Source organism: Pseudoalteromonas sp. GW168-MNA-CIBAN-0100, from assembly GCF_040309225.1.
Lineage (GTDB): Bacteria > Pseudomonadota > Gammaproteobacteria > Enterobacterales > Alteromonadaceae > Pseudoalteromonas > Pseudoalteromonas arctica.
On record NZ_JBEOOL010000032.1, the window covers coordinates 15,432 to 37,510 of the forward strand.

A 22,079-nucleotide genomic window follows, 5' to 3' on the forward strand; every position below is an offset into this window, starting at 1 on the left:
AATGATTGAATGGTTTAAAAGCACCGCACAACCTGCAATTGCACAGTTTATATTTGCGCATGGTGCAGGTGCCGGTAGCGATTCTGACTTTATGCAACATATGGCAAAATTAATAAGCGAGCAAGGTGTTGATGTTGGTTTATTTGATTTTGAATATATGCAAATTGCTAAACAAACTAATAAACGTAGGCCTCCTGAGCGAGCGCCAAAGCTACTTATTTATTATGAGCAAGTGCTTGGTCAGGCGCAGCCAGATTTACCGTTATTTATAGGCGGTAAATCGATGGGCGGACGCATGGCATCAATGCTTGCGTGTAGCACAGAGCAAAGACTTTCGGGTGTTATTGCATTTGGTTATCCATTTCATCCGCCGGGTAAGCCAGAAAAGTTACGCACCGATCATTTTGCTGATATTGTTTGCCCTTTTTTAGTATTACAGGGCGAGCGAGATACATTTGGTACACGTGAAGAACTGTTTACTATGAAAATGCCAAAACAGCCTTTACTCACATGGCTGGCTGATGGCGATCATTCATTAAAGCCACGTAAAAAAAGTGGCGTAACTGAACTGCAAAATAGAGAAACAGCAGCGTTAAGTGCCGTTGAATTTATTAAGCAACAAGTAGAGATGTGTTAAGACTCGATTAGGGGATTAGATGATTAAATTATTTTTAATGGCCGGCAGTATTTTTTGTATGCTCTCGGTTATGTTAGGTGCATTTGCTGCCCATGGTTTAAAAAGCCGTTTATCGGAGTATTCATTAGGGGTTTTTAAAACAGCTGCTGAGTATCAAATGGTGCATGGCCTTGCACTTATTGCGGTGGCTATTTTAATCAAATGGGGCATAAACCTGAGTTGGGCTGGTGGTTTTTTTATAACGGGCACACTACTTTTTAGTGGCAGTTTATATTTACTCGCTCTAACAGATATGAAGTGGCTAGGGCCGATAACACCGCTTGGTGGATTGTGCTTTATTATTGGTTGGATTGTTATTTTAGTGCAAGTCGCACGATTTAAGTTTTAAAGAGTTTAAGGGTTAATATGTCTAGTGTTGTGATTTATTGTCGTAGTGGTTTTGAAAGCGATGCCGCTGCTGAAATAACGTTTCATGCTGCAGAGCAGGGTTTTGCAGGGTATGTAAAAGCAAAGCCAAATACAGGTTATGTTGTTTACGAATGTTTTGAAGCGCATCACAGCGACGAAATAATCAAAAAAGTCGATTTTAAAAATATGGTGTTCGCACGCCAATGGTTTGCCGGTACATTACTTGAAAACATGCCAGTAGAGGACCGTGTAAGTGCAGTAGTTGAAGCTGCTAAAGATTTTACATTGTGCTCAGAGCTGCGCGTAGAAACGCCAGATACAAATGAAGGCAAAGAGCTTTTAACGTTCTGTAAAAAAATATCAACGCCGCTTAAAAAAGCCCTCGAAAAACAAAATACAGTACTGCGTGAGCCAAAAGCAAACCGCCCAGTAATGCATGTCATGTTTTTAACAAACAATACGGCTTATGTTGGTTACTCGTATAGCTTTAATAATTCTCCATTTTTCATGGGTATTTTACGCCTTCGTATGCCAAGCGATGCACCGAGTCGTTCAACGCTAAAACTCGACGAAGCGTTTAATGTATTTATTCCTGAGCAACAACGTGAATCACGCGTGGCAGCAGGTATGCGCAGTGTTGATTTAGGTGCATGCCCGGGTGGTTGGACTTATCAGCTCGTACGCCGTGGTATGTTTGTAAGTGCGATTGATAACGGCCCAATGAATGACGATTTAATGCAAACGGGTCAAGTTAAACATTTTAGAGCAGATGGTTTTAAATATCGCCCAGAAAAAAGAAATATTACTTGGTTAGTGTGCGATATGGTGGAAAAACCAACCAAAGTGACTACGCTAATGATTGACTGGGCAGTAAATGCATACGCAAAAGAGTTTATATTTAACTTAAAACTACCTATGAAAAAACGCTTTGATAGTGTTTATGAATGTCTTTCGATGATAAGAAAAGAGCTTGAGAAACATAGCATTAATTACGAGTTACAAGCTAAACATCTCTATCATGATCGTGAGGAAATAACCGTTCATTTAAACGTTACTAAGGTGCCACAAAATTTGTATAGTTAATATGTAGAGGCTAAAAGTGGTAAAAAACAATATTAATAAATGGCAAAGTTTACTTTTTTTATCACTTTTAATCACAGGTTGTGGCGGCGGCGGAGAAGGTAGTGATTCAACTACGCCCTCTGGTAACGCTGCGCCCAGTGTTACGCTCTCTGTTAGTAGTAACGTTATTGTCTCTAACCAATCGTTTACTATTACTGCGCTTGCAAGTGATAGTGACGGGCAAATAGCCAATTATCAATGGCAACAACTTAGTGGTCCTGAATTTACATTTATTGTTAATGGCAATACGCTTACAGCCACTGCACCGAGTGTAACCACTGACACGACCTTTAGTTTTTCAGTTACTGTTACTGATAATTCAGGTGCTACTGCACAACAAGTATTTTCAGGCACTATCACTTCTCAAAATAATGCACCTACAGTTAATATTACAGGCCCAAGTAGTGCACTTGCTAACACACAAGTAAGCTTAGTTGCTAACGCTCAAGATACAGATGGAACCATAAGCACTATTAGTTGGATTCAGTCTGCGGGAGATAATGTTGATTTTAGCCAGTCAGATGGTGTACTTAGTTTTACTGCCCCCAATGTATCTGAAAATACAACGCTAGGCTTTAGCGTAACCGTAACAGACAATGCCGGTAAAAGCGCTCAAGCGAGTAAAACGGTTTTAATTAATCAAGTAAATAGCGCGCCAACAGTCATTGTTACAGGCCCAGAAGAAGCTGAAAAAGATGACATTGTAACCCTAGTTGCAGATGCACAAGACAGCGATGGTAGTATTAATAGCATAACCTGGCAGCAAACAAGTGGCCCTGTAGTTGAACTTACCCAAACAGAAACAAGTATTAGCTTTAATGCGCCCACTGTTGCGCAAAATACCAATGTAACGTTTGTAGTAACTGTTACCGATGACGATAACGCTACAAATAACGCCCAGAAAATAGTTGTAATATTAGCCCCAAATAACCCACCGACTGCCGATGATGTAAATATAAATGTGCAATATAACCAAGCCACAGAATTTAGCTTAGTGGTTAGCGACGCAGATAACGATAGCGTACAGATTGACTTTGGTGATGATTTAAATGGTGCGCAAATCAGTGTTATTGACGCCCAAGCCTTACGTTTTAGTTACACACCTCCTGCAAACAGTATCACTCCACAAAGCTATACGTTAACGGCGACTGATACAAAAGACACAACTGAATTTGTATTGAATGTTACCGTTGTTGATTCAACGCCCGCTACAATTAGTAATGTAACGCCCCAAAATAGTAATGAACCAGTATTTGTAGATAGCCCTGTTAGCATTACATTTTCAGATATTATGCTCGTGAGTACTTTAGCCGTTAACTCTAGTAGTGGTACTTGTACTGGAAGCGTACAAGTGTCAGCAGATAATTTTACTACTTGCTTGGCCTTAACTATTGAAAGTTTGTCGGGTACTACCAGCGACACAAGTACTTATTTTTATACTGTAAATTTAAGCGCAAGCTTTGATGAAGACACTCAATATATTGTTCGTGTTACAGCTGATTTAGCTAATTTTGATAGCACAACTATTTTGGCGCAAACTGCCACCTCGTTTACAACTTCTAGCCAAGATATAAAAATAACAGAGCTTTCATCTGTGCAATTTAGTAATGACTTACCTTGGATTGAACTTTATAACGGCACCGGTGCGACAGTAAATTTACAAGACTACTCTCTTAAAGCTCGCAGTATTAATATGTCTGATAGTACGTTGAGTGATGAGCAAATATTTACGCTGCCTAATAAAGAGCTTTTAAATGGCGCCTATATTATTTTACAAAGCCGCTTTGGCGATGATTTTTTAGCAATTGCATCATTAAATAACACTAAGCTTGTACTTGTTGGTAGCGCGAATGATCAAATTAGGCCTTATTGGTACATAAATGGTTTTGCAGAATTACTTAATAGTGCGGGTACACAAACTATCGACTTTGTTAAGTTTGGAAATTCAACCCAAGAGCCTGTAACAGCCTCGCAGTGGCAAGGCGAAAACGCTGCACAAATACTGCCAGAGCAGGGCGCCAGCTTAAAGCGTACGCTCGGCGCAACCGATACCAACCAAAATACAGACTGGAACTACTCAGTATTCAATACTCCGGCAGGGCCTAACGATATATCTTGCTCAATAGATGATGATGAAGACGGTATTCCAGATTGCGCAGAGGTAGAGGGGGCAACATTTGGTGGGCTGCCTTTATATGAATGGGGAGCGCGTACTTCACAAAAAGATATATTTATTGAAATAGATTATATGGATAGTAGTGATGTTGGAATAACGCCTCATCGAAATGCACTTGAAAAAATTGTTAGTGTATTTGCAAGTAAAGGCTATACCGTTCATTTTGATGTAGGTGACTTATTTGATCAAAATAGCGATATTGCGCCGCAAAACTTTGATTTAGGTGGCGGAAATGTTGTCCCTTTTAATAGTTATACTCCGTTTGAGTACGATTTAAGTAGCCCTAATTTGTTTGCTTATAAAATGGAATATACCGATATAACCCGCAGACCCATTTTTCATTACTTATTAATGGCAAGTAGTGGAAATGAAGATGGTAGTATTAGTGGGTCGGGTATTGCTGAGATCAGCGGTAATGATTTAATGGTAACTATGGGCGGCTGGGGCTTAACGCTCGATACGCAAATAGCAACCAATGTAACTTATAATTATCAAGCATCAACTATCTTTCATGAGCTAGGCCATAACTTAGGCTTATACCATGGTGGCGATGAAGAGGTTAACTTTAAGCCTAATCATTTAAGCTCTATGAATTATTTATATCAATTAGCGGGTTTATCAACAATAGGTAATAACGAAGGCGATCGTTATTATGAGCGTTTTTATCCCGGCAATGCTAGCTGCGATATTACACCAAATACTAATAGTCATTTAGGCTCTACAGATGATTTTATTATTGATTATTCAAGTGGTAGTTCAGCAGATTTAAATGAGAGCACAATACTTGAAGCACAGGGGCTAAATCGAAATGGCTCACTACCTGTTGATTTTAACTGTAATGCAATTAACACCGAAAGCTTAACCAGCTTTGATACTAACCAAGATAATACAATATCAATACTTAGTGATGTAAATGAGTGGAGCATGCTTAATTTGCAGTTTTATATGCAAAGTGCAGGTAATCGATTTGGCGTGCCAAATACTAATAATAGTAAGGTGTATAATTTACAAAGCTCACCTACTAATATTGAAACGCTGCCCAGTTATATAAAAGAAGCGCAGCCAAGTAGTGCAATTATTGCTGAGTTAAAAGCAATTAAAGAGCATTAATATGAAACTAGGGTTAAGTATTAAGTTTATTGTTTGTAGTAGTTTTTTAAGCTTACTAATAGCGTGTAGCGATACTAACAATGCACGTGAATGGTTACTAAAAAATGACAATTTATATTACAAAAATATAGCTATTGACTGGCGAGTTGAATCAGTAAAGGGCTGTAAGACATGCGTTATAAACCAAGATGTTGTTTATCAGCCTGAAGGCATTAGTAGTTATAATACGTTAATGCAGAGTCAAAATTGGGTGGCGGTACATGAGTTAAGTAAAATCAATGTTATCCGTTTAAAGATGCCAGACCAAACACCTTACTTATTCGTAGAGCGTATAAAAGGGCGAACACTAAAGCTGTTTGATCAGCAGCAAAACTACAGTATAAAAATTGGTGAAGTTACAGCCGTTAATTTTAACAATCAGCGCTTTAGTATTTTGATTAAAAAATTTGAAGAAGTAGATAAACAAAGCGTCGCATTACCAAGGCGTGCATCGCTTGAGTTTATTGTTTTAAAAATAGATTAAAAAAGCACCTTAGGTGCTTTTTTATCTCGGGTGCGGTGTCCTTCGGATATTAAAAAGTCAGCAACCTCTTAATTAACTACGGTATTTTGGTCGATAATTATCGACCCACAAACGTGTTGCACCACACACAGCTACAGGCATAACTATTAAGTTTACAAAGGGTATAGCCGTTAATAACATAACAGCAAAACCAAACCCGTATGATAAACCTTGCTTAGATTTTAAATCGTCTTTCATCTGTTTAAAGCCAATTTTATGGTTATCGAACGCATAGTCTTCGTATTGTACTGCGTACATCCAACAGGTAAACAAAACCCATAGTATTTGGCCAATGACAGGTAAAACCCAAAGTAGTATGAAAAAACCAATAGCGCGAGGAAGGTAATAGCACAGCTTTGTCCACTCACGGGCAAGCATTCTAGGTACATCTTTAACTAATTCGGAAAAACCATCATCGTTAATTTTTTGACCCGTTAAATAAAGCTCAACTTTTTCGCTTAATAAAGCATTGAATGGGGCTGCAATAAAATTAGTGATTATAGTAAATAGCATACTGTAGCTAAATAATACGACTAATACAGCAATTGGCCACATTAGCCATTCAAGCCAGCTTAACCATTCTGGTAGCATGTTACTGATGTAGCTAAAGCTATCACTTAGCCATCCAAATAAGAAAAACAACGAACTACCAAATAGCAGAACATTAATTAAAAGCGGGATAAGTACAAAGCGCTTTAACCCTTTTTGGCTAATTAATTTAAATCCCGAAAAAAAATATTCCATACCTTGTGTGATCTGCACTGTAACCTCAAAAAATATTTACCATTAGTTATAGTATAAATAGCTTAATAATTTTGAACAGTAATTTTAAGTAACAAAGTGTTAGCTTTAATGTTGCGGTTTTGGTTATATAGTAACTACAGGTGTTTAGTAATATGCAATTATGATTAATCAATGTAGACCAGATTAGTTTTTTTATTAATAAAAGAATGAACTTACTAATCATGACTATACTGAACTTTACTACGTAGAAAAAAAGCATCTACCAGAGGCTTTTTGTTGTATCAATATGTATAAATAATGCGAGCAAGTGAAAATGGGTACGGATAGGTTAAAAAAGTTATTATCTCACCAGCAAGGCATTTTATCTAAAATTGCATTAGGGGTACCTTTAAATGAGGTGCTTACTGAAATTTGTTTATCAATAGAGCAGATTATTGATGATGAATCTGCTAGGTGTTCCATTTTATCAGTTAAAGGCCAGCAGCTTTTTCATTGCGCAGCCCCTAATATTCACCCAGAGTACTGTAGTTTGCTTAATGGGGTTCACATAGGGCCAAAAGTGGGCTCTTGTGGTACTGCTGCATTTTCGAAATCGCGCACAATTGTAGAAAATATTGAAATCTCACCGCTATGGGAGGACTTTAAAGCTTTAGCGCTAAAGTTTGATCTTAGGTCATGTTGGTCAACACCTATTTTTTCAACTCAAGCTGATTTGTTAGGCACCTTTGCTATCTATCACAGCACACCTAAAACCCCATCAGAGCAAGATTTAGAATTAATAGATTTTTTTGTGCACTTTTCAAGTATCGCTCTTGAGAAAAGTAACGAATTTGAGAAGGCAAAACAGCTTGTCGTTAATTTACAGCACAGTAATGAAAAATTTAAAGCCTTCACCAAAGTAATGCCCGATCTCATCCTCATTTTAAGTGAAGATGGCACATATACCGATGTTTATGGTACCTCTAATGAGTTACTGCTTGATTCGACCACGGATCTTATTGGTGAAAATGTTAAAGACCTGCTTCCTCAAAAAGATGCGAAGATGATAATGGATGTCATCGAAACAACTCTATCGACTAACGAGATGCAAATTTTTGAATATGAATTAGATGTGCCAAAAGGAAGTATAGTTTTTGAGGGACGAGCTGCCGCTTTAGATCATTACAACCCCAATAGTCCTACAAAAAGACATGTAGTATGGATGGCCAGAGATATTTCAATAAAGAAAAAGGCTGAGCAAGAAGTTCATAAACTCGCCTTTTACGATCCATTAACTAACCTTCCAAATAGAAGAATGCTTAGCGACAGATTAAGCGCGTGTGTAGAGAGTGTTAAGCGTAATAAAAATATAGGGGCATTATTATTTTTAGACCTAGATAACTTTAAGCGTATTAATGACTCGTTAGGGCACAGTGCGGGTGATGAAGTACTTGTAGAGTTATCAAAAAGGTTAAGCGCAATAATAAAAGGCTCAGATACACTGGCCAGAGCGGGTGGTGATGAATTTATTATTTTACTCAAACACATAGGGCAAGATACAAAGCAAGCAATCCTAGAATGTAAAGCCGTTGCTAAAGAAATTCAAAGAGCTTTTCATGATAAGTTTGAAGTGGGCAACCTTGCATTTCAAGTAAGTTGTAGCATAGGTATTTGCCTAATTGATAGCGTAAATGCACAGGCTGACAATATATTAAAATTTGCAGATACTGCTATGTATCGTTCTAAAAATAAAGGAGGTAATAGCAGCAGCTTTTACGATCCAGCCTTGCAAACACTACTTGAAAAGCAAACAGAGCTAGAAACCGACATAGTGAGAGCAATTGCATCTAATGAGTTTTGTGCTTACTTTCAGCCACAAGTTAATACGCAGGGTGATGTTGTTGGTGCTGAAGCACTTATTAGATGGGACCACCCTCAAAGAGGGCTGATAACAGCAAACGAATTTATACCTATTGCAGAGCAATACGGACTTATTCAAAAACTACAAAATATTGTTTTGCATGATATATGTATTTTAATTAACGAGCTTAAAGCAAGCGCTATCATTGACGACTCGTTTAGTGTTTCAATTAATATTAGTCAAAGTCAGTTCAATTCATCAAATTTAAAAGGTGAGCTGTTCAACACTATCAATGAATTTGATATTCGAGCATCACAAATTAAGTTAGAAATAACCGAGTCAATGCTCTCTAGTGATATAGATTATACAATTAGGCAAATGAAAGAGCTCATTGCGGCTGGCTTTTTATTTTCGATTGACGATTTTGGAACTGGATACTCTTGCTTAGCTTACTTAAGTGCGTTTCCTGTTAAAGAATTAAAAATAGATAAAAGCTTTATTGATAAAATTTTAGATAATGAGATTGGCTTTAATATCGCGCAAACAATTATCAGTTTAGGAAAAAGCTTAAACTTAGTGGTCGTTGCAGAAGGCGTAGAAACAACAGAGCAGTATGACTTACTTAAAAAAATGAATATTGACACTATGCAAGGCTACTTAGTTGCAAAGCCGATGGATAAAGAACGTTATTTAAAATGGCATAGTGCTAATAGCAATCCGCAATAATACTTAATCAATTAGAGGGATTAAATCTGGCGGTAACTGTGTTAAAAAATTCTGCCTTGTTATCGACACGGTTTTCTTATCTCAAAATAGATCACTTAATTAAGCAAATTTGGTACGGAAATGCTCTCAGAGCTTAATTACTTAAAGGCCAATGTTTAATAATTGGGAATAACCTAACAGAGACTTCCCATATGCTAGGTCACTTTTACTTTTTCTAGCTCCTAAAATTCCCCAAACTATATGCTAAATAAGGACTAAAGATTTTTTGGTTAAACAATGCTAAGCTATGCTCGCTTGAATATATTATTTAAAGCTTAATAAACTTATAACAATGAATGGAAGCTTTATGCAGTTAGTCGATTTGAACCCTAATGATCCCGATGTAGTAAATGTATTTGACGATATAGACCGACTTATAAATTCTTTATACCCTGTTGCTACAGCGCAGTCTTTGGAGTTAAACGAATTAACCTTACCTAATGTGTATGCTATTGGTTTAAAAACTGAAGAAGGTATTATCGCTTGTGGTGCGATTGTAGAGAAATTTGATACTCAGCCTTATGGCGAAATAAGACGTTTATATGTAAAACCAAGTCATCGTGGTAAAGGGCTATCAAGACGTATTATGCAGATTTTATTACATCAAGCTGGCGAAAAGAAAATCCCGTTAATACGTTTAGAAACAGGTCCAAAGCAAATAAAATCAATCAATTTATATGAAAATTTAGGCTTTAAACGCTGTAGCAGTTTTGGCTCATATGTAGATAATCCACAAAGTGTATTTATGGAGTTAGGGCTTAGCCAATAAGCTTATTAACGCTACGACATGTTAAAGCTTAATGTGTCGTAAATATCTGGCCTCATTATTACCTTGTAATAAAAGTCATACTCAAACTATTAACTATAAAAGCAGCTTTTATAGTGATGCAAAAAATACTTCACTGTTTTTAACACCTGTCTTCGTATAAAATCTGCCTCGATAATTAGTGACTAACTTACAAAGCGAGAATTTTTATCTTTTCTAAAAGTAGCAATAAACAAATGAGCGAAATAACAGTAGTAACCCACAATGGTAATTTTCATGCAGATGACGTTTTTAGTATTGCGGTACTTAAACATGTTTTGCCAACGTTTAAACTGGTACGTACTCGCGATAAAGCGCTTATAGAGAGCGCCGACTTTGTAATTGATGTAGGTGGCGAATACGATCCTGAAACTAATCGCTTTGATCATCATCAACGCGGTGGTGCAGGCGAGCGAGAAAATGGTATTCCTTTCTCGTCGTTTGGTTTAGTGTGGAAAAAATATGGTTTAGCACTGTGTGATGATAATCAAGCGGTAGCCGACAGAGTGGATTCAGGCTTAGTTTCAACCATTGACGCCATTGATTGTGGTCATGTTGAAGGTGTATCAAAAGGGATAAGCCTGAGCCAAACAATCTCAATGTTTAATCCTACATGGGAAGAAGAAAGTAATTTTGATACCTGTTTTGATGAAGCTGTTGAATTTGCAGCTCGCATGCTTATTCGTTTTATCGCCTCAGCTCACGGAAGTGTAAATGCAAAAGAAATTGTTGCTAAAGCAATTGAAAATGCAGAAGACGCCAGAGTTATCGTGCTTGAAAAATACACACCGTGGAAAAAAACAGTGCATATTTTATCAAGTGATGCGCTATACATGGTTTACCCATCGCATTCTGGGCAATGGATATTACAAACAGTACCCGTTGAGCCTGGTTCGTTTGAAGACAGAAAACCGCTTCCTAAAGCATGGTCTGGTTTATCTGATCAAGCATTTGTAGATGAAACCGGTATTGACGACGCTGTATTCTGTCACAATGGTTTATTTATAGCGGGTACCAAGTCGTTTGAAAGCACAATGAAACTTGCCACCATGGCGCTTAGCGAATAACAACGCAGATTCATAACGAATACTAAGCATAACAATTTATATAGATTGTTATGCTTGTTATCTTAGCGTGGAGCATTATGTTTGAACTAAAAACAATCGCACTTTTTACTATTACAGCCTTAGCAGAAATAGTGGGTTGTTATTTGCCTTACCTTTGGCTTAAGCAAGATAAAAGCATTTTACTTTTAATTCCTGCGGCTTTAAGTTTGGCACTATTTGCATGGTTGCTATCTTTACATCCTACTGCAGCAGGGCGCGTGTATGCAGCTTATGGCGGCGTATATATTTGTGTTGCGCTATTATGGTTATGGGTTGTTGATGGCGTAAAGCTTACTATGTGGGATATTATTGGTGGTTTAGTTGCACTGCTAGGTATGGCTATAATTATGTTCGCACCAAAAAGTGCATAGCTGGCTCATACTCAATAAATAAAAAGCGCCTATTTATAGGGGAAAACACATATAGGCCCTGTCTTGGCTAAAAACCAAATGCACAGCTGCAATTTCTACCTCCAAAGATAAACACACCCTAGTGCTATTTAAAGTCCTATCTCGATTATTTTCAAACTGCCAATAAAATATAACAACTTCAATACGACAGGCAATACCTAACGCTACATATGCGCTAAGCAACTATTGAAGCTGGTGGATGTTATGCTGAGCGTTTTAGAAGTGCAGATTATATTCAATTTTAAAAATGCATAGGTATTACTTAAACACAACACGTTGGCTAAACTATGAGTAATATGAAGCGTGTAGAACACTCGGTTCTAATTCTTCAAAAGCAGATTCTATTACCAAAGTAACTCCAGATTAGTTTTATTGAATAGGGTAACTCATTTTTGCTAATAAAATTTATAAAGAGTCATTTAAAAACAGCCATTTTTTACAGCTTTTCTTATCTTTAATAATCATCAAAGTCCTATTTTATATACGCTGGAGGGCAATGCGTGATTGGTTGTTTTGTTAATATTAGAAATCACTCGTTACGAGTAAAAATACTTGTTGGACTTAGATCTCTATTTTTCTTTTAATGCGCGGCACTAGCCGAGTTGGCACTAATTAATTAAATAAAAGAGAAAGATAAATGAAAGAAACAACATCACTAGAACAAGCTCGTACGAGCTACAATGTTCGTCATTGGAGCCAAGGTTTTTTTGGTATTAATGATCAAGGTGATGTGTATGTTGCACCCAAGGCTCATGCCCCAGAGCAAACCATTGCATTAACAGATATCGCAAAGCAACTACAAGATAAAGGTTTAAGCTTACCTGCTTTAGTTCGTTTTCCGCAAATTTTACACCATCGTGTACACAGCTTATGCGGCGCATTTAATACTGCGATTGAAAACTATGGTTACCCTAAAGACTACCTATTAGTTTACCCAATAAAAGTAAACCAACAACGTGAAGTGGTTGAGGAAATAGTAGCAAGCCAAGCACAAGTAGAAAAAAAGCAACTTGGTTTAGAAGCAGGCAGCAAGCCTGAACTACTTACAGTATTAGCATTGGCTGAAAAAACCAGCGCCGTTATTGTATGTAATGGCTACAAAGATAAAGAATACGTACGTTTAGCACTTATTGGCGAAAAGCTAGGTCATAAAGTGTATATCGTACTTGAAAAGCTTTCTGAGCTAGACATGGTGCTTAGCCAAGCAAAAGAGCTTAACGTAAAACCACGCATTGGTATTCGTGTACGTTTAGCGTCGCAAGGTAAAGGTAAATGGCAAGCGAGTGGCGGCGAAAAATCAAAATTTGGTTTATCTGCATCGCAAGTTTTGCATGTAGTTAATCGTTTAAAAGACGCAAACCAGCTTGATTTACTTCAGCTAGTACATTTTCACTTAGGCTCACAAATGGCGAACATTCGTGACGTACGTTTAGGTGTAAGCGAAGCTGCGCGTTTTTACTGTGAGCTACGTAAATTAGGCGCAGAAATTGATTGCCTTGATGTAGGTGGCGGTTTGGCTGTTGATTACGACGGCACACGTAGCCAGTCGCATAACTCTATGAATTACAGCTTAGCTGAATATGCAAATAACATTGTGTACACCATAGGTGATACATGTAAGCAATATGAGCAACCAATGCCAACTATTATTTCTGAGTCGGGTCGTGCGCTTACGGCGCATCATGCTGTGCTTATTTCCAATGTTATTGGTACTGAAAGTTACACGCCAGAAGAGTTAGTAGCGCCAGCGGCAGATGCACCCCTTTTATTAAAAAATATGTGGGCATCGTTTGTGCAGTTAACTGATTTAACGGATGACCGTGCATTAATTGAAATTTATCACGACAGCCAAGGCGACTTAGCTGAAGCGCATAACCAGTTTGCATTAGGTTTATTAGACTTATCGCAGCGTGCGTGGGCTGAACAAATTAATATTCGTATTTGTTATGAACTTAACAAGCACATGGATAATAAAAACCGTTTTCATCGTCCTATTATTGACGAGTTAAACGTACGTTTAGCCGATAAATTTTTTGTAAACTTCTCGTTATTTCAATCGCTTCCAGATGCATGGGGCATTGATCAAGTGTTTCCGGTATTGCCATTAAGTGGCTTAACTGAAGCACCAAAAAAACGTGCTGTATTACTTGATATAACCTGTGATTCAGACGGTGCACTTGAGCATTACGTAGACGGACAAGGTATTGAAAGCACACTACCTGTACCAGAGTTTAGCGCTGATAAACCTTATTTAATGGGCTTTTTCTTGGTGGGTGCTTATCAAGAAATTTTAGGTGATATGCATAACCTGTTTGGCGATACGCACAGCGCGATTGTTAATATGGATGAGCAAGGCGTTGCAAGCATTACCGAGATAAACCAAGGTGACACTGTTGCTGATATGATGCGATATGTACATTTAGATGTTGAAAGTTTTCAGAAATCATATGAGCAGTTGGTAAGCGCAAAAATTGAAAAACACGAACAGCAAAGCGTTTTAGACGAGTTGCAAAGCGGCCTTGATGGCTACACTTATTTAGAAGAGTTATAAGCAATGTCGACTTTGTTTGGTCACGCAGATCACTCATTGTACTCAAATGGGATGACGTTTTTACGTCGTCCTATGGTGCAAAACATTAATGTAATTGATGCAGACGTAGTCGTTTTAGGCTTACCGTTTGATTTAGCGACATCGGGTCGCCCTGGTGCACGTTTAGGCCCTGATGCGATTCGTCGTGCGTCTGTTCATTTAGCATGGGAAGACACTAAGTACCCGTGGACGTTCCCGTTGTTTGAGCGCTTAAAAGTGGCAGACGCAGGGGACTTTACTTACCCTGTTGGCGATCCTGAGTATTTTACTGCGCAACTAGAAATGGCTGCTGAGCAAATACTTCGTCAAGGTAAAACGCTATTAGGTTTAGGGGGCGATCACTTTGTGACGCTTCCGCTATTACGTGCTCATGCAAAAATACATGGCAAAATGGCGTTAGTGCACTTTGATGCGCACACCGATACCTATAGCAACGGCTCGCGATTTGATCACGGCACTATGTTTTATCATGCGCCAATGGAAGGGCTAATTGATGTTGAGCACAGTATACAAATAGGTATTCGTACCGATTTTGATCAAAGCAAACATGAGTTTGCTGTGATTGATGCAATGCAAGCTAACGATTTACATGCAAATGATATTGCAGCGCAAATACTTAAACGAGTAGGTGACCTACCTGTTTACTTAACATTTGATATAGATTGTTTAGACCCTGCGTTTGCGCCTGGTACAGGCACTCCTGTGTGCGGTGGTTTAACGTCAGATAAAGTACTTAAAGTACTGCGTGCGCTAAAAGGCATAAACATGGTAGGTATGGATGTGGTAGAAGTATCACCGTCGTATGACCAAAGTGAGCTTACCGCTATTGCCGCAGCAACAATTGCTAGCGAATTACTGCATTTGTGGACACATAAAAATAAGTATTAATTTTACAAATTAAATACTACAAAAAAGGGTATGCGCAGGCATACCCTTTTTTAGTTAGAGGTATCGATTATTCTGCAGCTTAATTTCCTTTAACCAAATAACGCTTAGCCCAATAAGAGGCAGGTTAGTAGTAACAGGGTTAAATGCTTCAATAAGTAATTGTGGCTGCATTGCAACTACAGCGAGTAGAAGGCCAATTAATGCTAAAATATTTAAAATTACTAGGTGTTTATTTTTATAAAACACAAATAAACACAATCCAAATATAATTTCGCCAACACCCGCCGAACGTGTAATTAAGTCAGACACTTCTGCTGAAAAACCAGCACTGCCAGTCATTAATTTTTCAAGTGGTGCAATATGATAAAGCTTTGGAAAAAAGCCATGATATATCCAACTTAAACTCACTATGTAGCGAGCAAGTTGAATATAACCGCGATTATTTCCTAGCATTGTCAATACGCTCTTGTGCACTTGGGTGGCTAGATAAGTACTCTAAAAAGTCATTTACTTTTTCGAGGTGTTCGTTTTCGCTGGTATGGCTTTCTTGTAGGGCTTCTATTGCATCAGCAAAGTCATTACTCGAATACCCAAGCGACTCTAATTGAGTGAGTGCAAAGGTATCTGCCTCGCGTTCCATATCTCGTGAAAACCCTTGCTGAGCAAACGATGCACCCGTACCTAACGCAACCTCAGCAACCCCTTCTAAATCACCAAATACAACCGCTAGCACAATCGTACTTGCGGCAGATTGTGCTGTAATACGTACGCTATGCTGGTGGACTACATGGCCCATTTCGTGTAGCAATACCGCTTTTAGTGCATTGGGTTTATCGGCAAGTAAATTTGCTAAATCATCTGTAACCACGATACGGCCATGGGGTAGTGCAAACGCGTTAGCACCAAAGCTGTCTGATTTATAAAACGATAATCTATAAACCGATTGATCAAGCGATAACGCATTAAGCATACTTGTAAAATGTGCTTGTACTTTAGTTTGCTGCTCTGCGGGCAGCTCACTTGGGTCAAGCGCAATCTTTTTAATAAGTGTAAAGCTTTGCTCCCCCATTTGTTCCACAACATTACGTGGCAGAGTATCAACACTGTAAACAGCAATGGCAGGTACCGCTTTATAAAGTACTAACCACATAAAAAGTGGTGTAAATATGACTGCGGCTAAAATTGCCCATTTACTTTTTTCAAGGCGCTCCATTATGTGATGGTTATTTTCTTTAAATGGCCATCTGTAACTTACATCTTGAGGAATAAAACGACTGCCATCTTCAAAGTTTAGTTCGTCGGCAAGTCCTGCCATCCCCGAACTTAATTTTAGACTTGAGATTGCGTGGCGAGCTATAACGTGTTCATCGTTGATAACTTCAATGTGTGTGTCGCTAATAGTTGCAACACACACTTGATAGTTACTCGATGCGATGGGGAAAAAATGTCCCTTTACATGCATAGTGAGCTCTTAAGTTAGAGAAAGGTCAATATCAAATACGTTTGCAGCTTCTTCAGCAAATGATGATTGCTGTTCTTGCGCGGTATCAATTAGGTTTAATGCACCAGGATAAATAGTGACGTTAGTTACATCAGCGAGCATTTTTGATGTGCGTACTTTTGTCCATGGGTATGCAAGACCTAGAGAAAATACAATAGCCAGCATATTAGTTAATAGTAAAACAGCGAAAGGAATTGGTTTTAGCTCTGATTTAAATGTAACAATGCCTTCAAAATGGCTGTTATCAAAAATGTGATTTCTAATAGCGGCGTGCCATACAGCAGAAACAATGGCAATCATTAGCACATAGGCAATCATCATAAAGATAGGAAGCATAACCATAGCTGCAGAGTTTTCTAAATTTTGTTGGTTTTCAATATCTACTAAGTTGAGGCCAAATAATCCTAAAATCCCCATAAATACCACCATGGTGATAGAGCTCACTACAAAGCAAATAAGCGCTGTTAGGTAATAGGTTTCGCCTTTTAGATTTACAGTAAGCGGTTTGTCACCGTAACTAATATTGCTATGTATATAGCTATCAATACGTTTTATAACGTAAGGCATTAATAAATAAAGCGTAAATATGCTGGCGATAGGCAAAAGTATAAAGTTAACAAAGGCTTCGCCATAACTGCCTTTAAAAGCAAAGCGAACATTACGATGGCGGGTCATACGCAGATTAAAACGTAAACCTTGGTTAATAATCCATGGCATTAAAAAGATAAAACCAAGAGCAATAAACAGGCCTAAAATAGGCATAAAGCTAATAGAGAATGTATAAATAAAAAATACAACAACCGCTAAAATCCGACCTTTTAAAATTTGTATTGGCGTTGCTAGGTAGTCAAAACTATGACCATCTATGCGGGTGTGGCCGTAAAAATAGCGATGCGAACGTACTTTAGCCCACGCTGAGTATATGCCAAGCGTAATAACGCTAAGTAATATATTTACAATCCAAATTCCAAAAAACTCACCGCCTTTACCACTAAACTGCACTTTTCCGCTAAAAATTGGTTCAGCAGGCTCATTTATTGGTGGGGTTGTTTCAGATGGGGTAGGGTGTATTGATTCCATTAAAATTATATCCATGTTGTTTTTTTGTTAATTTACCCATTTTTAGTGCAAAATTCAATGTTTATAATTATCCAACCCTTCTGTAAACAGCTATAAATAGGCGTTTTAAGTATTGAGTTAAATACTCTAATACTTTTTTATAAATAAACCTCGCTGGTTTTATTTATTTGGCTGGTAACTGGGATCTTTAGCTTTTTAATATGCGATTTAGCTACTATACATAGTTAATGCTGCTTAAATGTAATGGCATTAATTATGTATTAAGCACACCTACGTACAATTAAGCTAATTGATTTATATGCCAAAATAATAGATTGTAAGAGTAGTAGGGATGTAAATTTATTTAGGTTTTACAGCTTTTATCACCGCTTTAAATAACATTAGGATATTTATTATGTTTCAAGCAGTCGTGCTAGGGGGATTAGAATTTAGCCCGCTGATTGTTTATTTCCCAATTGCGTTTATTTTAACAGCGCTGACTCGTTTTGCTTTGCATCGACTAGATTGGCATGACCGTATTTGGAAAGTGGCTTGGTTTGAAGTGTCACTATTTGTTTGTTACTTGGCACTGGCCGTCTATTTACTAAGTGGAAGATAAATTGAATGATTAAATATCTGCGTATTACTTTTACTATCTTGGTTGTTATAGCTGCGGTTTTTGCTGGGCGTTGGGTATGGACTGACTACATGCATACTCCTTGGACGCGCGATGGTCGCATTCGAGCAGACATAGTTACAGTTGCTCCAGACGTATCGGGTTGGGTGACTGCTTTAAACATTAAAGATGGTCAAAACGTACAAAAAGGCGAAGTACTTTTTAATGTCGATCAAAAGCGTTACCAAGCAGCGCTTGATAAAAGTAAAGCCAATACAGAAAATACGCTATATACATGGGAGCTTGCTAAACATAAATACGAAAGACGTGTTGAGCTAAACACTCAACAGGCAATAAGTGAAGAAACGCTAGAATCAACACGTATCAATACTAAAATTGCTGAGGCAAATTATAACCTAGCTAAAACAGAGCAAACAATTGCGCAATTAAATGTTGATAGAACTAAAATTGTTGCACCTGCATCGGGGCAAATAATTAATCTGAATTTACGCCAAGGTAACTATGTAGCTCAAGGCACCCCTGTGTTTGCTATTGTGCGGTTAGATTCGTTTTACGTAACAGGTTACTTTGAAGAGAGTAAAATACCGCTTATTTATCCTGATCAAAAAGCTAAAATAGCGCTTTTAAGTGGTGGTAAGCAATTAACAGGGCATGTAGTGAGTGTAGGTAAAGCAATTGCAAATACGAATACACAAAGTAACGGACAACTTTTACCGCAAGTGCAACAAACATTTAATTGGGTGCGCTTATCACAACGTATTCCTGTTGATATTAAGTTAGATTCATTGCCCGAAGATACACTGTTAAGCGCAGGAATGACCGCCACAATACATCTCGCTACACGTTAAGGGGAAGACAGTGGGCGTTGTATTACAAAATTTGTTTTTTCCTAAAAAACAGGCAATTATTTTTGCGACTAAGGGCGTTATAGCCATGGTAATGGCGCTTACTATTGCTATGTGGCTTAATCTTGAAAGACCTTATTGGGCGTTAGTCTCGGCTATATTTTTGCAATTACGCCCGCAAAGCGGATTAGTTATTGAAAAAGCAATTTGCCAAATAATAGGCACCATAGTGGGTGGTTTATTTGGCATATTGCTTTTAACTCAGCTAATTCTTTACCCTTATTTAGCGCTCGGTGCACTTGCATTATGGTTGGGGGTAAACTCTGCGTTATCGGCAATGGTACGCCAAGCAAACTTTGTTTATGCGTTTGCTATGGCAGGTGTAACAGCCGCTATTATAGTGCTTTTAGTGATGGTTACTCCGGCAATGGTAAGCAGTCAAAGCATATTTGATATTGCACAAGCGCGCGTGAGTGAAATAGTAATAGGCTCAATATGTGCAGGGCTTGTGAGCCATTTGTTTTGGCCTGTAAAAGTTAAACACTTACTGCAAGTACAAGCGCGGTCGGTTATAAACCAAACGTTAGATTATTTAGTAACTGAGCTTGATTCTAAAGGCTCGCACGAAAATCGCCATCAGCAAATTGATGGCATTATGGCAACATTAGGATCTATAAACGAAGACTCCAGCGCAGTAAGGTACGAAGGACCAAAAGGTCCAGGGCGCTCACGTGCTGCAAATCAATTGTCGCAAAAAGTGCTTTCTTTACTGGCTTCAATTCAAATAATTGGTCGTCTGCAACGAAACCACGCTGACCTTATTACTCCCACATTAGACAAATTAATAAGTAAACTTAAACACGTATTCGCGCAAATTAAAGAATCTGACGATTTTGATTACTGCGCCGAACAAGTTAAAACGCTGCGTAAAGAGCTAACCGACTATAGAGCAAATACGGTGTGTGATTCGCCATTTGAATCTCACATGCTCAATGTGAGTTTAGAAGTGGCAGCCGACTTAACAATTTTACTACGCGCATACAGAGCTTTAGAACAACGCGATAAAACATTATTAAATGCACCCAGTATGCTTACATATCGTGACCCATTAGCTGGCATTATTGTTGGATTTAGAACTGCTTTGGTGTTTTCTATCGGTGCATTTATTTGGATTAATACTGGTTCTTCAGCTGCATTATTAATTATGATTTTACCGGTCATATTTTCGATAATGCTGGCGCGAATACCCTTGGCTATTTTACAGGTTGTAATTAAACGTTTATTGGCTGGTATAATTGTTGCCACTTTTGTAACTATTTTTTATGCGTTAAATTTACTGTCGCAAAGTGGAGGGCAATTAGAAATATTATTGCTTGTATTAGCTGGTCCGTATTTTTTGGGTTTGCTGTTACTCGCTGATCAACAAACGCTGCCATACGGCTTAGGGTTTTGTATTCCATTTACTATTTTGGTTAGACCCAGCATGGATATGAGCCTAGCATTTTCAATTGATTATACACTCAGCTCTGCAATCGCTATTTTTGCTGGCGTGAGTATTTTATTTTGGATTTTTCAGTTATTTACAGGACCAAGTGTTCAGTTACTTGTTCATCGTGTTTTTAAGGCTACCTATAAAGATTTACTCGAAATAAATACCCATCAAACTCCGAGTATTTGGTACAACCGCCGCATGGCAGATAGGTTAATCCGCTTAACTAATTACGATCAGGGCTCACACTCACGCGCCATTACTGACCTTGCCCTAACCGGCTTAAACTTAGGACATGCCTCAGTGCGATTAAACTCAATTTGCGAAAACCTTGCTGGTGACACAAAGCTAAAATACTTAAATGAGTGGCAACGCACGTTGGCTGATGCATTTATGCTGGCTACCAAAGGTAAGTTTGATGAAAACTTTAAGCAAGCGTCTGATAATCTTTATAACGAATTAGCCGCATCTGTTGGTGATTCAAATCAATTAGAAGCGATAAAAGGGATGTTTATTCGCATTAATCTGACCTTTGAAAGAAGTGCCAGCAAGATAAATTAACCCCATTCGCTGCTTTCGAGTTCAGATGTTATAACGAAATCTGTTATACTTGATGGACAATTTTATGGGGCTGTTATGATTTCAAAAAACCAACTCAAACTTATTCGCCAACTTGGCCAAAAAAAGTACCGAAAGCAATATAATCAATACCTTGTACAAGGTGAAAAAAACGTACTTGAGTTATTAAACAGCCCATTAAATGCGGTTAATATTTTTGCTACAAACGAATTTATAAATGCGTACCAAAGTGAGTATCAGCACGCTAATTTTATTGAAGCGGATGAAGAAACCCTCACTAAAGCGAGCACATTAGTTAGCAATAATGCAGCCATTGCTATTGTTGATATGCCAAAGGCGGATTTACCACAAGCAAATGGCTTAATACTCGCGCTTGATGGCGTATCAGACCCTGGTAATTTAGGCACTATAATTAGAGTAGCCGATTGGTACGGTATTAAACATATAGTAACTAGCACCGACAGCGCAGACGCTTACAACCCTAAAACAATTAGCGCCACAATGGGCTCGTTTGTAAGGGTATCGGTAAGCCAAGTAGATTTACCTGATTACTTACAGTCTTTAAATTTACCTGTTTACGGTGCTTTTTTAGATGGACAAAGTGTACATAAAACCCAATTTACGGGCTCAGGCGTTTTGCTAATGGGCAGTGAGTCGCATGGTATACGCGAGACATGTGCAAAGTTAGTGACCAATAAAATAACCATTCCCGCTTTTGGTGGTGCAGAGTCACTTAATGTTGCAATGGCGACCGGTATTATTTTAGATAACTTTAAACGACAAGCTTAATCTATTAGTAAATTATG

Annotated in this window: 19 protein-coding genes; 15 read left to right on the plus strand and 4 right to left on the minus strand. The window is 38.1% G+C overall.

Going from position 1 to position 22,079, the window contains the following annotated elements:
- Window position 1 precedes the first annotated feature (1 nt).
- The 5 genes from AAEY62_RS16880 to AAEY62_RS16900 are packed head-to-tail and all read left to right on the plus strand — an operon-like array spanning window position 2 to window position 5,976.
- On the plus strand, window positions 2-637 hold the full coding sequence (locus AAEY62_RS16880) for an alpha/beta family hydrolase (protein WP_350635448.1): 636 nt from the start codon (window positions 2-4) through the stop codon (window positions 635-637).
- Between the two features lie 19 nt (window positions 638-656).
- A complete protein-coding gene (locus AAEY62_RS16885) occupies window positions 657-1,025 on the plus strand; it encodes a DUF423 domain-containing protein (protein WP_007583972.1) in 369 nt (122 codons plus the stop codon).
- Window positions 1,026-1,042: 17 nt separating this feature from the next.
- Window positions 1,043-2,128: a 23S rRNA (cytidine(2498)-2'-O)-methyltransferase RlmM gene (rlmM, locus tag AAEY62_RS16890; protein ID WP_007583974.1), complete on the plus strand. Its 1,086-nt coding sequence runs from the start codon at window positions 1,043-1,045 to the stop codon at window positions 2,126-2,128.
- A 16-nt stretch (window positions 2,129-2,144) separates the two neighbouring features.
- Complete coding sequence (locus tag AAEY62_RS16895; RefSeq protein ID WP_350635450.1) at window positions 2,145-5,453, plus strand: PKD domain-containing protein; 3,309 nt, start codon at window positions 2,145-2,147, stop codon at window positions 5,451-5,453.
- 1 nt (window position 5,454) lies between these two features.
- Window positions 5,455-5,976, plus strand: a complete 522-nt coding sequence (locus tag AAEY62_RS16900) for a hypothetical protein (RefSeq protein ID WP_197117989.1) — start codon at window positions 5,455-5,457, stop codon at window positions 5,974-5,976.
- A gap of 72 nt (window positions 5,977-6,048) precedes the next feature.
- On the opposite strand, the gene cysZ is transcribed toward AAEY62_RS16900, so the two are convergent.
- Window positions 6,049-6,759, minus strand: coding sequence for a sulfate transporter CysZ (cysZ, locus tag AAEY62_RS16905; RefSeq protein ID WP_010554723.1), 711 nt, complete (start codon window positions 6,757-6,759; stop codon window positions 6,049-6,051).
- Window positions 6,760-7,072: 313 nt separating this feature from the next.
- On the opposite strand from cysZ, the gene AAEY62_RS16910 reads away from it, so the two are divergent.
- From AAEY62_RS16910 to speB, 6 genes are all read left to right on the plus strand, one after another.
- Window positions 7,073-9,325: a sensor domain-containing phosphodiesterase gene (locus AAEY62_RS16910; RefSeq protein WP_350635467.1), complete on the plus strand. Its 2,253-nt coding sequence runs from the start codon at window positions 7,073-7,075 to the stop codon at window positions 9,323-9,325.
- A gap of 346 nt (window positions 9,326-9,671) precedes the next feature.
- Entirely contained in the window at window positions 9,672-10,133 is a 462-nt protein-coding gene (locus AAEY62_RS16915) for a GNAT family N-acetyltransferase (protein ID WP_024591605.1), read from the plus strand.
- A 233-nt stretch (window positions 10,134-10,366) separates the two neighbouring features.
- A complete protein-coding gene (locus tag AAEY62_RS16920) occupies window positions 10,367-11,236 on the plus strand; it encodes an MYG1 family protein (protein WP_350635452.1) in 870 nt (289 codons plus the stop codon).
- Window positions 11,237-11,313: 77 nt separating this feature from the next.
- On the plus strand, window positions 11,314-11,646 hold the full coding sequence (locus tag AAEY62_RS16925; RefSeq protein ID WP_007378102.1) for a YnfA family protein: 333 nt from the start codon (window positions 11,314-11,316) through the stop codon (window positions 11,644-11,646).
- A 676-nt stretch (window positions 11,647-12,322) separates the two neighbouring features.
- Window positions 12,323-14,236 (plus strand): biosynthetic arginine decarboxylase, encoded by a 1,914-nt coding sequence (speA, locus tag AAEY62_RS16930; RefSeq protein ID WP_101216157.1) that lies wholly within the window; start codon window positions 12,323-12,325, stop codon window positions 14,234-14,236.
- A gap of 3 nt (window positions 14,237-14,239) precedes the next feature.
- Complete coding sequence (gene speB / locus AAEY62_RS16935) at window positions 14,240-15,163, plus strand: agmatinase (RefSeq protein WP_101216158.1); 924 nt, start codon at window positions 14,240-14,242, stop codon at window positions 15,161-15,163.
- Between the two features lie 54 nt (window positions 15,164-15,217).
- Here speB and AAEY62_RS16940 read toward each other — a convergent pair whose 3' ends face one another.
- From AAEY62_RS16940 to AAEY62_RS16950, 3 genes are read right to left on the minus strand one after another with little or no spacing between them, the layout of a single operon-like run.
- Window positions 15,218-15,616, minus strand: coding sequence for a DoxX-like family protein (locus tag AAEY62_RS16940; protein WP_010555377.1), 399 nt, complete (start codon window positions 15,614-15,616; stop codon window positions 15,218-15,220).
- On the minus strand, window positions 15,603-16,625 hold the full coding sequence (locus AAEY62_RS16945; RefSeq protein WP_350635455.1) for a M48 family metallopeptidase: 1,023 nt from the start codon (window positions 16,623-16,625) through the stop codon (window positions 15,603-15,605). The genes AAEY62_RS16940 and AAEY62_RS16945 overlap by 14 nt, the downstream gene beginning before the upstream one ends.
- A gap of 9 nt (window positions 16,626-16,634) precedes the next feature.
- Window positions 16,635-17,744 carry a YjgN family protein gene (locus AAEY62_RS16950; protein ID WP_350635457.1) on the minus strand — a complete coding sequence of 370 codons (1,110 nt, stop codon included), beginning with the start codon at window positions 17,742-17,744 and terminating at the stop codon, window positions 16,635-16,637.
- Between the two features lie 394 nt (window positions 17,745-18,138).
- Here AAEY62_RS16950 and AAEY62_RS16955 point away from each other — a divergent pair, with 394 nt between their 5' ends.
- From AAEY62_RS16955 to AAEY62_RS16970, 4 genes are all read left to right on the plus strand, one after another.
- Complete coding sequence (locus AAEY62_RS16955; RefSeq protein ID WP_008171772.1) at window positions 18,139-18,342, plus strand: DUF1656 domain-containing protein; 204 nt, start codon at window positions 18,139-18,141, stop codon at window positions 18,340-18,342.
- Between the two features lie 5 nt (window positions 18,343-18,347).
- The gene (locus AAEY62_RS16960; RefSeq protein ID WP_024591600.1) at window positions 18,348-19,208 is read left to right on the plus strand and encodes an efflux RND transporter periplasmic adaptor subunit; all 861 of its coding nucleotides are present in this window, start codon (window positions 18,348-18,350) and stop codon (window positions 19,206-19,208) included.
- A 10-nt stretch (window positions 19,209-19,218) separates the two neighbouring features.
- Entirely contained in the window at window positions 19,219-21,255 is a 2,037-nt protein-coding gene (locus tag AAEY62_RS16965) for an FUSC family protein (protein ID WP_165726832.1), read from the plus strand.
- Window positions 21,256-21,330: 75 nt separating this feature from the next.
- Window positions 21,331-22,062 carry an RNA methyltransferase gene (locus tag AAEY62_RS16970; RefSeq protein WP_350635459.1) on the plus strand — a complete coding sequence of 244 codons (732 nt, stop codon included), beginning with the start codon at window positions 21,331-21,333 and terminating at the stop codon, window positions 22,060-22,062.
- Window positions 22,063-22,079: the final 17 nt, after the last annotated feature.

What these genes read in the sequence shown, in the direction of transcription:
- AAEY62_RS16880 (WP_350635448.1), top strand. Translation starts at nt 2, where the DNA reads ATGATTGAATGGTTTAAAAGCACCGCACAACCTGCAATTGCACAGTTT.
- AAEY62_RS16885 (WP_007583972.1), top strand. Translation starts at nt 657, where the DNA reads ATGATTAAATTATTTTTAATGGCCGGCAGTATTTTTTGTATGCTCTCG.
- rlmM (WP_007583974.1), top strand. Translation starts at nt 1,043, where the DNA reads ATGTCTAGTGTTGTGATTTATTGTCGTAGTGGTTTTGAAAGCGATGCC.
- AAEY62_RS16900 (WP_197117989.1), top strand. Translation starts at nt 5,455, where the DNA reads ATGAAACTAGGGTTAAGTATTAAGTTTATTGTTTGTAGTAGTTTTTTA.
- cysZ (WP_010554723.1), bottom strand. Translation starts at nt 6,759, where the DNA reads ATGGAATATTTTTTTTCGGGATTTAAATTAATTAGCCAAAAAGGGTTA.
- AAEY62_RS16910 (WP_350635467.1), top strand. Translation starts at nt 7,073, where the DNA reads ATGGGTACGGATAGGTTAAAAAAGTTATTATCTCACCAGCAAGGCATT.
- AAEY62_RS16915 (WP_024591605.1), top strand. Translation starts at nt 9,672, where the DNA reads ATGCAGTTAGTCGATTTGAACCCTAATGATCCCGATGTAGTAAATGTA.
- AAEY62_RS16920 (WP_350635452.1), top strand. Translation starts at nt 10,367, where the DNA reads ATGAGCGAAATAACAGTAGTAACCCACAATGGTAATTTTCATGCAGAT.
- AAEY62_RS16925 (WP_007378102.1), top strand. Translation starts at nt 11,314, where the DNA reads ATGTTTGAACTAAAAACAATCGCACTTTTTACTATTACAGCCTTAGCA.
- speA (WP_101216157.1), top strand. Translation starts at nt 12,323, where the DNA reads ATGAAAGAAACAACATCACTAGAACAAGCTCGTACGAGCTACAATGTT.
- speB (WP_101216158.1), top strand. Translation starts at nt 14,240, where the DNA reads ATGTCGACTTTGTTTGGTCACGCAGATCACTCATTGTACTCAAATGGG.
- AAEY62_RS16940 (WP_010555377.1), bottom strand. Translation starts at nt 15,616, where the DNA reads ATGCTAGGAAATAATCGCGGTTATATTCAACTTGCTCGCTACATAGTG.
- AAEY62_RS16945 (WP_350635455.1), bottom strand. Translation starts at nt 16,625, where the DNA reads ATGCATGTAAAGGGACATTTTTTCCCCATCGCATCGAGTAACTATCAA.
- AAEY62_RS16950 (WP_350635457.1), bottom strand. Translation starts at nt 17,744, where the DNA reads ATGGAATCAATACACCCTACCCCATCTGAAACAACCCCACCAATAAAT.
- AAEY62_RS16955 (WP_008171772.1), top strand. Translation starts at nt 18,139, where the DNA reads ATGTTTCAAGCAGTCGTGCTAGGGGGATTAGAATTTAGCCCGCTGATT.
- AAEY62_RS16960 (WP_024591600.1), top strand. Translation starts at nt 18,348, where the DNA reads ATGATTAAATATCTGCGTATTACTTTTACTATCTTGGTTGTTATAGCT.
- AAEY62_RS16970 (WP_350635459.1), top strand. Translation starts at nt 21,331, where the DNA reads ATGATTTCAAAAAACCAACTCAAACTTATTCGCCAACTTGGCCAAAAA.